14 protein-coding genes are annotated in these 12931 nt (G+C 64.0%); 11 read left to right on the top strand and 3 right to left on the bottom strand.

What is annotated here, in order from left to right; translation table 11 throughout:
* Nucleotides 1-69: 69 nt before the first annotated feature.
* The gene (gene phnF / locus CWO89_RS16870) at nucleotides 70-801 is read right to left on the bottom strand and encodes a phosphonate metabolism transcriptional regulator PhnF (protein WP_130579908.1); all 732 of its coding nucleotides are present in this window, start codon (nucleotides 799-801) and stop codon (nucleotides 70-72) included.
* A gap of 113 nt (nucleotides 802-914) precedes the next feature.
* Between phnF and phnG the strand changes: the two genes are divergently transcribed.
* The 11 genes from phnG to CWO89_RS16925 all read left to right on the top strand — a co-directional run bounded on the left by phnG (nucleotide 915) and on the right by CWO89_RS16925 (nucleotide 11310).
* Nucleotides 915-1376, top strand: a complete 462-nt coding sequence (phnG, locus tag CWO89_RS16875; RefSeq protein ID WP_130579926.1) for a phosphonate C-P lyase system protein PhnG — start codon at nucleotides 915-917, stop codon at nucleotides 1374-1376.
* 4 nt (nucleotides 1377-1380) lie between these two features.
* Nucleotides 1381-1986, top strand: coding sequence for a phosphonate C-P lyase system protein PhnH (gene phnH / locus CWO89_RS16880; RefSeq protein WP_130579909.1), 606 nt, complete (start codon nucleotides 1381-1383; stop codon nucleotides 1984-1986).
* Nucleotides 1987-1988: 2 nt separating this feature from the next.
* Nucleotides 1989-3092 carry a carbon-phosphorus lyase complex subunit gene (locus CWO89_RS16885; RefSeq protein WP_130579910.1) on the top strand — a complete coding sequence of 368 codons (1104 nt, stop codon included), beginning with the start codon at nucleotides 1989-1991 and terminating at the stop codon, nucleotides 3090-3092.
* Entirely contained in the window at nucleotides 3089-3973 is an 885-nt protein-coding gene (locus CWO89_RS16890) for an alpha-D-ribose 1-methylphosphonate 5-phosphate C-P-lyase PhnJ (protein ID WP_130579911.1), read from the top strand. The genes CWO89_RS16885 and CWO89_RS16890 overlap by 4 nt, the downstream gene beginning before the upstream one ends.
* Nucleotides 3966-4766: a phosphonate C-P lyase system protein PhnK gene (phnK, locus tag CWO89_RS16895; RefSeq protein ID WP_130579912.1), complete on the top strand. Its 801-nt coding sequence runs from the start codon at nucleotides 3966-3968 to the stop codon at nucleotides 4764-4766. Before CWO89_RS16890 ends, phnK begins: the two co-directional genes overlap by 8 nt.
* 8 nt (nucleotides 4767-4774) lie before the next feature.
* Entirely contained in the window at nucleotides 4775-5473 is a 699-nt protein-coding gene (gene phnL, locus CWO89_RS16900; protein ID WP_165421196.1) for a phosphonate C-P lyase system protein PhnL, read from the top strand.
* A gap of 31 nt (nucleotides 5474-5504) precedes the next feature.
* Nucleotides 5505-6656 (top strand): alpha-D-ribose 1-methylphosphonate 5-triphosphate diphosphatase, encoded by a 1152-nt coding sequence (locus CWO89_RS16905; protein ID WP_130579914.1) that lies wholly within the window; start codon nucleotides 5505-5507, stop codon nucleotides 6654-6656.
* On the top strand, nucleotides 6653-7249 hold the full coding sequence (phnN, locus tag CWO89_RS16910) for a phosphonate metabolism protein/1,5-bisphosphokinase (PRPP-forming) PhnN (RefSeq protein ID WP_130579915.1): 597 nt from the start codon (nucleotides 6653-6655) through the stop codon (nucleotides 7247-7249). Before CWO89_RS16905 ends, phnN begins: the two co-directional genes overlap by 4 nt.
* Before the next feature lie 13 nt (nucleotides 7250-7262).
* The gene (locus CWO89_RS16915) at nucleotides 7263-7874 is read left to right on the top strand and encodes a pyridoxamine 5'-phosphate oxidase family protein (protein ID WP_130579916.1); all 612 of its coding nucleotides are present in this window, start codon (nucleotides 7263-7265) and stop codon (nucleotides 7872-7874) included.
* A 259-nt stretch (nucleotides 7875-8133) separates the two neighbouring features.
* Nucleotides 8134-9267, top strand: a complete 1134-nt coding sequence (locus CWO89_RS16920) for a GGDEF domain-containing protein (RefSeq protein WP_245476338.1) — start codon at nucleotides 8134-8136, stop codon at nucleotides 9265-9267.
* 246 nt (nucleotides 9268-9513) lie between these two features.
* Nucleotides 9514-11310 (top strand): flavin-containing monooxygenase, encoded by a 1797-nt coding sequence (locus tag CWO89_RS16925; protein WP_165421197.1) that lies wholly within the window; start codon nucleotides 9514-9516, stop codon nucleotides 11308-11310.
* Nucleotides 11311-11510: 200 nt separating this feature from the next.
* On the opposite strand, the gene CWO89_RS16930 is transcribed toward CWO89_RS16925, so the two are convergent.
* Nucleotides 11511-11753, bottom strand: coding sequence for a septal ring lytic transglycosylase RlpA family protein (locus CWO89_RS16930; RefSeq protein ID WP_349644887.1), 243 nt, complete (start codon nucleotides 11751-11753; stop codon nucleotides 11511-11513).
* 9 nt (nucleotides 11754-11762) lie between these two features.
* Entirely contained in the window at nucleotides 11763-12812 is a 1050-nt protein-coding gene (locus CWO89_RS16935; protein ID WP_130579919.1) for an SAM-dependent methyltransferase, read from the bottom strand.
* Nucleotides 12813-12931: the final 119 nt, after the last annotated feature.

Genomic DNA, 12931 nt, shown 5'->3' on the forward strand with positions numbered 1-12931 from the left:
AGCGTGCCCACCATCAAGCACTCCGCTCGGAATGGTGGGCACGCTTCGCTTTGCCCACCCTACAAAATCTCACCCGTTCTCCACCAAAAACTCCACGCGCTCGGCGGCGAAGCGCGAGCGCTTTGTCACCAGCGGCTTGTCGTCCGGATCGACGTCGGTCGAGTCGACCACCAGGATCGGGCGGCCGAGCGCGAGGTCGAGCCGCGCCGCGTCGGTGGCGTCGACGATGCCGGCGGTGATCCGCGTCGAGGCGCGGCGATAGTCGCGGATGCCAAAATGTTCGAGCAGCTTCGTCATCGAGCGGACGCTGGCGAACACCTCTCCCGCGCCCGGAAAGCGCTCGGCTGAAAGCCAGGAGGTGGAGATGCAGATCGGTGCGCGGTCGGCGAACCGCAGCGACTCGATCCGGACTAATGGCGCGCCGACCTTCAGTCCGAGTTCCCGCGCCAGTTCCCGGCTCGCCACGTCTTCCGACGCATCGATCAATTGCCCGCGCGGCTCACGGCCGCCGGCGCCGACGATCTCCGAGAACCGCGTGCGCGAGCGCAGCGGATAGGCGATTTTCTGCACCTCGACATAAGTGCCGCTGCCGCGCTCGGCGCGCACCAATCCGCGCTCGGCGAGCGCCGCCAGGGCGCGCCGCACCGTGTGCCGGTTCACGCGGTAGGTCTCCGCGATCTCCATTTCGCCCGGCAGCTTCTCGCCGGCGGCAAAGCGGCCTTCGGCGATGCCGCGCTCGATGCCGTCGGCGACCAGTCGCCACAGCGCGACGCCCGATGAGGTGGTGTCCTGCAGGCTCATATCGGAAACCCAGTCCTGTCGAAAATCATGGCTCTGTCATGAAACAGTCATGGCGTTTGCTTATCAAGTTGTCTATTATCATAGACAACTTCAGTCAGGCAAGGTTCCGCGACATGACGAAAACCGAGCAAGACAGCAGGCGGGCGCAGCGCAGAGCGGGAATGGCGGTGCTCGCACAGTCGGACGCCGCCGAAATTTCGGCCCGGCTCAGAGCGATGGCGCTGCCCGATCACAAAACTTTGCGCGAGCCGGAGAACGGCCTCGTGATGGTGCGCGGTCGGATCGGCGGCGACGGCGCTCACTTCAATCTCGGCGAGGCGACCGTCTCGCGCTCGGCGGTGCTGCTTTCGACCGGCCAGGTCGGCTTCGGCTACACGCTCGGGCGCGACCACGAGAAGGCGCGGCTGATCGCGTTGTGCGACGCCATGGCGCAATCGGACGACTTTGCCGACGCGGTCGAACAGGAAGTGATCGCGCCGCTGCGCACGGCCATGATCGCGAAACGAAGCCGGGCGGACGCGGAGACGGCGGCGACGCGGGTTGATTTCTACACCATGGTGCGCGGCGAGGGCTAAGGACATGACGACGGTTGCCGAACTGCCGCCGGGCTTCTCCGACAAGGTGTTGTCGGCGCAGGCGACGTTCCGTTCCGTAATGAACGCGATGGCGCGTCCGGGAACGGTGCAGCGAATCGCGGCATCGGCCGGCGCGCCTTCCGGCGTGATGCACGGCACGGCCGCGATCGCGCTGATGCTGTTCGATCATGACACGCCGATTTGGCTCGATGGCGCGATGTCGACCCCCGACATCGCCAAATGGCTGAAGTTCCACACCGGCGCGCCCATCACCGGCGATCCCGCGATTGCGGGCTTTGCGCTGATCGGCGATCCCAAGAATCTTCCCGCGCTCGATCGCTTCGCGTTCGGCAGCAGCGAATATCCCGATCGCTCGACCACGCTGATCCTGCAGATTGGCAGCCTGTCGCACGGCACGGCCTACGAACTGCGCGGTCCCGGCATCGACGGCTCCACTGTGCTGACCGCGACCATTGAGCCGCACGATCTGTTCGATCGGCTCGCCGTCAACGCCGCGCTGTTTCCGCGCGGTATCGACGTCGTGCTGGTCGCGGGCGAAGAGATTGTCGCGATCCCGCGCACCACGCGGCTCGCTCATGGGAAGGACTGACGATGTACGTTGCGGTCAAGGGCGGCGAACGCGCCATAGAGAACGCCCATCGCCTGCTCGCGCATGAACGGCGCGGCGACCGGGAGGTGCCGGAGCTCACGCTTGCGCAGATCTCCGAACAGCTTGCGCTCGGCGTCGATCGCGTCATGGCGGAAGGCTCGCTCTATGACCGCGAGCTCGCCGCGCTCGCGATCAAGCAGGCGCGCGGCGACATGATCGAGGCGATCTTCCTGGTTCGCGCCTTCCGCGCCACGCTGCCGCGCTTCGGCGCCACCGAGCCGGTCGATACCGGCAACATGCAGATCCGCCGCCGCATCTCCGCGACCTTCAAGGACATTCCCGGCGGCCAGATCCTCGGCCCCACCTTCGACTACACCCATCGCCTGCTTGACCCGCAGCTTGCCGAGGGTTTTGTGCCGGAGGCGCCTGCGACCGGCGAAACATCGTCCGCCGAAACGCCGCGCGTCACCGATATCCTCGCTCACGACGGTCTGATCGAGCCGTCACCGCAGGCAGAGGCGGACGCGCCGGTCGGCGACCTCACGCGCGAGCCGCTCAGCTTCCCGGCCGACCGCGATCTACGGCTGCAGAATCTCGCCCGCGCCGACGAAGGTTTCCTGCTCGCGCTCGGCTATTCCACCCAGCGGGGTTATGGCCGCAACCATCCCTTTGCCGGCGAAATCCGCTTCGGCGAGGTCGATGTCGAATTCTTCGCCGAGGATGCAGGCTTCGCCGTTCCGCTTGGGAGAATCGAACTCACCGAGTGCCAGATGGTCAACCAGTTCAAGGGCTCGGCGACCGAGGCGCCGTGCTTCACCCGTGGCTATGGCCTCGCCTTCGGCCAGAGCGAGCGCAAGACCATGTCGATGGCGCTGGTCGATCGCTCGCTTCGTGCGCGCGAACTCGGCGAGGAGGTCAGTGCGCCGGCGCAGGACGAGGAGTTTGTGATGTCGCATTCCGACAATGTGCAGGCGACCGGCTTCGTCGAGCATCTCAAGCTGCCGCATTACGTCGACTTCCAGTCCGAGCTCGGCCTGCTACGCAGGCTGCGCAAGGACTTCGCCGACGCCAATACGTCGGAGCCGCTGCAGGAGGCCGCCGAATGAACGCGCCGTCCTATAATTTCGCCTATCTCGACGAACAGACCAAGCGGATGATCCGCCGCGCGATCCTGAAGGCGATCGCGATTCCCGGCTACCAGGTGCCGTTCGCAAGCCGGGAGATGCCGATGCCTTATGGCTGGGGCACCGGCGGCGTGCAGGTCACCGCCGCGATCCTCGGCCCCGATGACGTCTTGAAGGTGATCGACCAGGGCTCGGACGACACCACCAACGCGATCTCGATCCGCAAATTCTTCGGCAAGACCGCAAGCGTTGCGACCACGACGTCGACGACGGACGCAACCGTGATCCAGACCCGCCACCGCATTCCCGAGGCGCCACTGCATGAAGGACAGGTGCTGGTCTATCAGGTGCCGATCCCCGAACCGCTGCGCTTCCTCGAACCGCGCGAGACCGAGACGCGGCGCATGCATGCGCTCGCCGAATACGGCTTGATGCATGTCAAGCTCTACGAGGACATCGCCCGCTTCGGTCATATCGCCACGGCCTACGCCTATCCGGTGAAGGTGAACGCGCGCTATGTGATGGACCCGTCGCCGACGCCGAAATTCGACAATCCGAAGATGGACAATTGCGCGGCGCTGCAATTGTTCGGCGCCGGCCGCGAGAAGCGCATCTACGCGATCCCGCCCTACACGACCGTGGTCTCGCTCGATTTCGAGGACCATCCGTTCAAGCCGTATCGCTTCGATGCGCCTTGCGCGCTCTGCGCCGCGGAGAACTCCTACCTCGACGAGATCGTCACCGACGACAAGGGCGGGCGGATGTTCGTCTGCTCCGACACCGACTATTGCGAGCAGCGCCAGGCCGAAGGCCATCGCGGCCACCAGAGCGCAGCGCCGCACAAGGAGAGGGCGCATGTCTGAGCCGGTGACCATGCCCGACGATGACGAGCCGCTGCTGATCGCGGACGGCCTGTCGAAGAACTACGGCCGGCTCGCCGCCTGCCGCGACGTGTCGTTCTCGCTCCATCCCGGCGAGGTGCTCGCGATTGTCGGCGAATCCGGCTCGGGCAAGTCGACCTTGCTGCAACTATTGTCGGCGCAGCTCGCGCCGAGTGCGGGCCGCGTGTCCTATCGCATGCGCGACGGCGTGCTGCGTGATTTGGCATCGCTCGGCGAAGCCGAGCGGCGCTTCCTGTTCCGCACCGATTGGGGCTATGTGCATCAGGACCCCGCGCAGGGGCTGCGCATGGCGGTCTCCGCCGGCGCCAATGTCGGCGAGCGGCTGATGGCGATCGGCTGGAATCACTATGGCCGCATCCGCGACACCGCAACGACATGGCTCGAACGCGTCGAGATCGACATCGGCCGCATCGACGATGCGCCGAAAACCTATTCCGGCGGCATGCGGCAGCGCCTGCAGATCGCGCGCAACCTCGTCACTGCGCCGCGCCTGGTGTTCATGGACGAGCCGACCGGCGGGCTCGACGTCTCCGTGCAGGCCCGCCTGCTCGATCTGATGCGCAACCTCGTCAGCGAGCTAAACCTCGCCGCCATCGTCGTCACGCATGACCTCGCGGTGGCGCGCCTTTTGTCGCACCGGGTGATGGTGATGAAAGGCGGCCGCGTCATCGAGACCGGCCTGACCGACCAGGTGCTCGACGACCCGCGCGAGCCCTACACCCAACTGCTCGTTTCCTCGATCCTGCCGCCATGAGGGCACCGATGACTGCGATGATCGAAATCTCCAACGCGGCCAAGACCTTCATCATGCATCTGCAGGGCGGGGTCGAACTGCCTGTCGTGAGCAACGTCTCGTTCCATGTCGAGCCGGGCGAATGCGTCGTGCTGTCCGGTCCATCAGGCGCCGGCAAGTCGTCGATCCTGAAGATGATCTTCGGCAACTACCGTTGCGACACCGGGCGGATCGACATCCGCCACCAGGGCAAGGTGATCGATCTCGCCAGCGCCGAGCCGCGGCAGGTCCTGAGCGTGCGCCGCGCCAGCGTCGGCTATGTCAGCCAGTTCCTGCGTGCGGTGCCGCGGGTGGCGACCATCGACGTCGTCGCCGAGCCGCTGGTCGCCAACGGCACGCCGCGCGCGGAAGCGCGCGACAAGGCCAAGGCACTGCTGCGCCGGCTCAACATCCCCGAGAGGCTCTGGGCGCTGCCGCCCTCGACCTTCTCCGGCGGCGAGCAGCAGCGCGTCAACATCGCCCGCGGCTTCGTGTCCGATCTGCCGATCCTGCTCCTGGACGAGCCGACGGCCTCGCTCGATGCGGCCAACCGCGCCGTGGTGGTGGAACTGATCGGAGAGAAGAAACGCCGCGGCGTCGCGATGGTCGCGATCGTGCATGACGATGAGATCCGTCATCTGATTGCAGACCGAATCGTGGATGTCACGTCATTCGCTGCAGCGGCGTGAGAGGGCAGCGGCATGAGAGGGAAGGGGTGAGATGACTGCAAGAGAGACCATCATCGGCAATGCCCGCCTCGTGCTGGCCGACCGCGTCATCGAGCGCGGCTGGGTCGCCTTGGCCTCCGGCCGCATTGCCGAATTCGGTGAGGGGAGCGCGCCCGATGGCAGTGAGGATGCCGGCGGCGATCTCATTATGCCCGGCATGATCGAGCTGCACACCGATCATCTCGAAGCCCATTACGTGCCGCGCCCGAAAGTGTTTTGGGACCCGGTCGCCTCCGTCATCTCCTATGACGCGCAGCTCGCGACCTCGGGCATCACCACGGTCCTCGACTCGCTCCGGGTCTGGCGCGAGGATGGTGCCGAGGAGGTCGACGGCCGCGCCGGCATTCTGGCGGCGGCGATCTCGGCGGCCCGCGGGGGCAATCTGCTCCGTGCCGATCACTTCCTGCACCTGCGCTGCGAAATTCCGATGCCCGATGTGGTGGCCGAGGCGAAGGAGCTGATCGACCGGCCCGACGTGCGCCTGATGTCGCTGATGGATCACACCCCCGGCCAGCGCCAGTTCCGCGACGAGGTGAAGCTGCGCGACTACTATCGCGGCAAGGGTGGCGGCATGACCGACGCCCAGCTCGACGAGCTCTTCGCCCGGCGCTTCGCCAACCAGAAAGCCTATGCCGCCACCAACATGCGCGCCATCGTCGCGCTCGCGCATGAATACAATATCCCGCTCGCGAGCCACGACGACACCACGGAAGAGAACGTCGTCGATGCCGTGCGCGACCGCGTCTCGGTCGCAGAATTCCCGACCACGATGGAGGCCGCGCGCGGCCTGCATGCGGCCGGCATCGACATCCTGATGGGCGCGCCCAACGTGGTGCGCGGCGGCTCGCATTCCGGCAACATCGCCGCTGTCGATCTCGCCCGCGAGGGCCTGCTCGACATCCTGTCGTCCGACTACATCCCTTCGAGCCTGCTGATGGCGGCGCTGCAACTGCCGCAGCACGTGCCGGCGATCGATCTTGCGTCTGCGGTGCGCACGGTGACGAAGGCGCCGGCCGAAGCGGTGGGGCTCACCGACCGCGGCGAGATCGCGGTTGGCAAGCGCGCCGACCTGATTCGCGTGCATCTCGCGCGCGACCTCCCGGTGGTGCGCAGTGTCTGGCGGGAAGGGGAGCGGGTCGCATGACGGAAGCACGGGCAGTTGCAATCGAGACTCCTGCTGCGATCGGTCCCGGCCGCCTGGTGCTGGTGGTCGGCCCGAGCGGTGCCGGCAAGGATACGCTGCTCGGGCTCGCCAAAGCGGCCTGTGCCGAGGATGGCAATGCCGTCTTTGCGCGCCGCGTGATCACGCGCGCCTCGTCAGCCGCCGAGGACAATGAGGAGGTCAGCGCGGACGCATTCCGCGAGGCGGTGGCGCGCGGTGACTATGCGATGCATTGGGAGGCGCATGGCCATAGCTATGCGTTGCCGCGTGCGGTCGATGACGATCTCCGCGCCGGCCGCACCGTGATCGCCAACGTCTCGCGCACGGTGATATCGGTGGCCCGCCGCGCCTACGCCAATGTCGTCGTGGTCCAGATCACCGCGCCGCCGAACGTGCTGGCCGAACGACTGGCGATGCGCGGACGCGCGAGCGACGGCCGGATCGAGCATCGGCTCGGCCGCACCGTCGACGAGACGACGGCCGCGCCGGACTTCACCATCGTCAATGTCGGCACCGCCGACTATCACGCAGGCGAGCTCGCGCGGATCGTCAGGGGCAGCCGCTGGGACGAGTAAGCAAGGGAAGCCGATGACAAATATCGCGACGATCGAACAATTGGAGGCGATCTACGGCTTCCCTAACGATGCTTCCACCGTCAAGGTCGCCGACCACATCACGCCGCCCTATCGCATCCTGATCGAGAAGTCGCCATTCGCGGCGCTCGCCACCGTCGGTCCTGAAGGCATCGATTGCTCGCCGCGCGGCGACCTGTCCGGCTTCGTCCGCCTCCATGACGACAAGACGCTGATGATACCCGACCGCCGCGGCAACAACCGCGTCGATTCGCTCCGCAACATTGTCTGGGATCCGCGCGTCGCGCTGTTGTTCCTGATCCCCGGCTCCGGCACCACGCTGCGCGTCAACGGCAGCGCTTATCTCTCGATCGATCCGGATCTGCTCGCGTCCTTCAAGATGGAAGGCAAGACGCCGCGCTCCGTCATCGTCATGACCGTCGACGAGATCTACTTCCAATGCGCCCGCGCGATCGTCCGCGCCGACCTCTGGAATCCCGACAAGCGCGTCGATCCCAGGACGCTGCCGACCCCGGGCCAGATCCTCGCCAGTATGAGCGAGGACAAGGTCGGCGGCGAAACCTACGACCGCGAATGGCCGGAGCGCGCCCGCCAGACGATGTGGTGAGGTAACCCCGCACAAAACTCGTCGTCATTCCGGGGCGATGCGATAGCATCGAGCCCGGAATCCATCTCTCCGCTTGTGCGTGCGGCCCGATGGATTCCGGGCCTGCGCCTTGCGGCGCATCCCGGAATGACGGCGGTGTGCTTGTTCCAGAACGGAGCTCCTGCCGCCTTGATGGTCCCTTAAGCCTGTCATGAAGCTGGCAACGACCGGGCCGACCCGCAACACCGATTCTTAGCAACTCAGCGGCATGGTGCCGGCCATGAGACTGACAGCCCTGTCCGGCGGCGTGCAGCCTGGCATTCGCCGCGAACTGATCAAGTTGCTGTACACGTCGATGCCGCAGGTCATGGCGATCACCGTGACATCGGGCGCCGGCGCGATCGCGCTTGCGCTGGTCAGCGGGGATATCGGCTATGCCCTGATCTCCTGTCTCATTCTGATCACCGCCGCAAGCCGGCTATACAGCCTGCACCTCTACAAGCTGCGATCGGCGAATTTCTCCGACCAGGACGTGCTGCGCTGGGAGCATATCTACGGCATCGGCGCGGTGGCGTTCTCGGTGGGGCTTGGCCTACTGTCATACCGCGCGCTCCGGCTCGGCGATGCGGCCGGGGCGTGGATCAGCTTCGGACTGTCGATGTCCTTCTGCGTCGGCATGGTGTCGCGCGCGGCGGTGCGTCCGTGGATCGTGCTGTCGGCATCGGCCGTGCTGTTCGCGCCGACCATCGTGGCGGGCCTGCTCCGGCCGGAGCTCGCCTACAAGCTCGGCTCCTGCATGCTGTTCCTGTTCTGGATCACGCTGCGCGAGGCCTCCCGCCATCTCAGCAAGGCCTTCATCGAGCGGCTCGAGGCCCAGCAGGCGCTGGCGCGCCAGGCTCATCATGATTTCCTGACCGGATTGCCGAACCGTGTCGCGTTTCTCTCGGCGCTGGAGAAGGCCGCGGGACGCATCGCCATCATCGCCATCGATCTTGATGGTTTCAAATCGGTGAATGACCGCCTCGGCCATCACGCCGGAGATGCGCTGCTCCGCCAGGTCGCTGAACGATTGACCCACTGCATCGGGCCGCAGGGCACCGTTGCCCGCTTTGGCGGTGATGAATTCATGCTGTTGCGTCCGGTGGAAGACGGGCCGGCGGGGAAAGATGCCGCCGTGGCGCTCGCCAAGCGGGTGGTCGAGGCGCTGTCGCTGCCCTTCTTTGTCGCGCAGAAGCCGGCGCGGATCGGCGCCAGCGCGGGCATCCTGGTGACCGAGCTTGCCTCCGACGCAACCGTCGGCACGGCCTCGTTGCTCGAACAGGTCGATCGCGCGCTCTATGCCGCCAAGCGTGCCGGCGGCGGACGCTGGCAATGGTCCGGCGACGAGGCCACTGTCATGGATCAGGCGATCTGAATCACAGATCAGGTCGAACTGCATCGGTGCGCGAGACACCAGGACGTGTACTCATAAATCCCCGCGCCCCAGATCTGGGTCTATCAGGTCCGCTGTGCTCTGATAGCGGCACGATGGCAGCCCGTGGGAGGGCGCTGAGAAGCGTGAACGCCGACAGGAAAATCGGGCCGAGCAAGTCTGGATTCGCTCGATAGTTCGGATAAGATAATTGCAGAAAAACTAAACGCTGCCCCCCGGGAGGAAATGATGCTCGACACCACGAGTAACGCCCATTTCCAGGTCTTTCTTGACAAATTCGAAGCGGCGCTTGCGGCAGGTGATCTCGATGCCGCCGTGGCAATGTTCGCACCGGAATGCTACTGGCGCGACCTCGTTGCTTTCACCTGGAACATAAAGACCATGGAAGGTCGCGATCAGGTCCGGGAAATGCTCAGCTCTTGCCTTGCGCGCGCAAAGCCGGGCAACTGGAAAATCGCTGAAGGGGAAAGCGCGACCGAAGCCGGCGGCGTGACCGAATGCTGGATTTCGTTCGAGACCGAGGTAGCGCGCGGCTACGGCTTGGTCCGCCTCCAGAACGGCCAGATCTGGACGCTTCTGACTACGATGGTCGAACTGAAAGGTCACGAGGAAAAGGCGGGTTTCAGCCGGCCGCTCGGCGCCCGGCACGGCGTCAATCCCGGCGCCAAAACCTGGAAGGAATTGCGCGACGAGGAAGCCGAGCAGCTCGGCGTCAAGACCCAGCCCTATGTGCTGGTCATAGGCGGCGGCCAGGGCGGCATCGCGCTCGGAGCGCGGTTGCGCCAGCTCGGCGTGCCCACCATCGTCGTGGAGAAGAACGACCGTGCCGGCGATTCCTGGCGCAACCGCTATAAGTCGCTCTGCCTCCACGATCCGGTCTGGTACGATCATTTGCCATATATCGACTTCCCGAAGAACTGGCCGGTATTTTCGCCCAAGGACAAGATCGGCGACTGGCTGGAGATGTACACCAAGGTCATGGAGCTGAACTACTGGACCGGCACCACGGCCAAACACGCCGACTGGGACGACGCTCACCACGAATGGACCGTCGTCGTCGAGCGGGATGGCAAGGAGATCACGCTGAAGCCGAAGCAACTGGTATTTGCGACCGGTATGTCGGCCAAGCCGAACCTGCCGCAATTCAGGGGCATGGACGCCTTCAAGGGCGAGCAACACCATTCCTCGCGTCATCCAGGAGCCGACCGCTACAAGGGCAAGAAGGTAATCGTGATCGGCTCGAACAATTCCGCGCATGACATCTGCGCCGCGCTGTACGAGGCCGGTGTCGACGTGACCATGGTACAGCGCTCGACTACCCATATCGTGCGCTCGGATTCGCTGATGGAATCGATAGCGGACCTCTATTCCGAGCGCGCCGTGCGCGGGGGCATGACGACGGCGAAGGCCGATCTGATTTTCGCCTCGCTGCCCTACAAGATCCTGGCTGGGCTGCAGAAGCCCGTCTACGACAAGATCCGCGAGGGCGACGCCGATTTCTACGCGGGGCTAACGAAAGCCGGTTTTCGGCTCGACTTCGGCGACGATGATTCCGGGCTGTTCATGAAGTACCTGCGTCGCGGGTCGGGCTATTACATCGATGTGGGCGCCTCGCAGCTCATCATCGACGGCAAGGTCAAGCTGGTCGCAGGTCAGGTCGAGGAAATCACGCCCAACGGCGTGAGGCTCGACGATGGCAAGGAATTGCCCGCCGATGTAATCGTCTACGCCACCGGCTACAGTTCGATGAACGGCTTTGTTGCCGACCTCATCAACCCGGAAATGGCCGACAAGGTTGGCAAGGTCTGGGGGCTCGGCTCGAACACGACCAAGGACCCCGGCCCATGGGAAGGCGAACAGCGCAACATGTGGAAGCCGACGCAGCAGGAAGGCCTGTGGTTCCACGGCGGCAATCTGCATCAGTCGCGCCATTACTCGCAATTTCTTTCCCTGCAGTTGAAAGCGCGCTACGAGGGCATCCCGACGCCGGTCTATGGCCTGCAGACTGTCCATCACAAGGCCTGAAGTCGCAAAGCGCTCGGCGGGGTTCGCGGATGCGAGCCCCATGCGCTGAGTTGGTCACGGTCTCCTGAGCGGATGCGCGGCGCCTAATGGCGCGGATCGCCACTCGTGCTCATTTCGCCCTCAGCAGAAAGAGGCTATTGCAGTCCCACCCATGCCGAGTACACGGGCCGCGCCATTCGACAGGTCCATGCACCGTCCCTTCACAAACAGCCTCGGTCATTTATCCGAACCGTAACGCTTCGCCCGGTCGAATGTGAGGTGACGGTGACGTGAGAGCCGAACGGTCTGGAACGGTGCGCTGCGGTCATCGCGCTTGGATTCATCCGTTCGCCGGACGCGGTTCGATCCCCGCCGTAGCCGTAGCGGGAAACGGTACAAGTTTCAGCAAATGCAGGAGCAGTGAAACAAGTGAGGGCGAAAGCAGCGCATATTGGACCCATCATTGGGACCTGTCATGAATCCCGGCCCGCCACCGATGGTGCATGCTGATCGGCAACTGCTTCCGAGGATGTAAGAATCTGGGAGCAAGGTGGTGTGGTCGTGGGCTTGGTGGCCAGCACCGTGTTGTACGGGTTGCCAAAAACAAATACCTTCGAAGTACGCCAAATGATCCGTTCCAATTCGACGAATGTGCGCATCCTTAGCCTGTACTTCCACAACAGCATGTGTTGAATGAAGTTCCAGGTCATGCCCCAAGCCCAGAATGGTAGTCGCCGATAACGGATCGGTTTGAAGCCGAGTCGGCGCATCTTGTAGACGAGAAGATTGGCGCCGACAAAATTGTAGCGCCAATTGTCGAAGAAGACCGTGACGCTCAGGTAATCCTCCTTACGGTGACAATGATCCAGCGACCCCGGCGACCGGATTAAAAGGCGTCCTCCCGGCTTGAGCATCCGCCAGCACCTCGCTAGCCAAGCGTCCAAGTCTTTAGTGTAGCCTATCGATTCGAGGGCATAGATGGCATCAAAATGTTCACTCGGAAGATCGAGGCTGTCGAAGTCGGCAACGATCACCTGTCCACGCCCACCAAGTTTAGCAAATTTCCGTTGGCAGATGTCCGCTTGAACAGCTGAATTGGTCACACACAGAATTTCGATATTGCGCCGGCTGGCGAGGTAGTCGGCCGCCGCGCCAGATCCGCAGCCGAGATCTAACAGCCGCATCCCGTCCCTTAGCTTCAGAAGAACATATTCGGCTTCGTATGGGCGCGAAAATGCTACTCGGGGGAAAACGCAGGTGCTGTAGTTCGCCTGCTCGTCGCGATACGTGCTGAACACGTCATCATACGTACGCTTCTCGTCATCGTGCTTGAGAAAGTCGCTCGGCTGCGGCGTCCACTCGACGAGTTGGAGTTGCTCGAATTGATTCAGCTCGTGGCCTATCTTGCTCGCGTCCTTCGGTTGGGTCACCAAAAGAAAAAGTACATAATGAAACAAGTTGTACGCTACGAACAACGCGATGATGATCGCCGCTACCAACTGAAATATCAGAGCAATATCCAAGGTTGCTCCTGTGACTGCTGAAACGTTCTAAGAACGCATGTTGCAATTAATCAAATCACACCGGGGCCGCGTACCGCTAGAGGCCAATGTCCGAGTCGGGGTCACGAGCGGCAATGCTC

Origin of the sequence: Bradyrhizobium sp. Leo170 (genome assembly GCF_004296405.1) — a bacterium.
GTDB lineage: Bacteria > Pseudomonadota > Alphaproteobacteria > Rhizobiales > Xanthobacteraceae > Bradyrhizobium.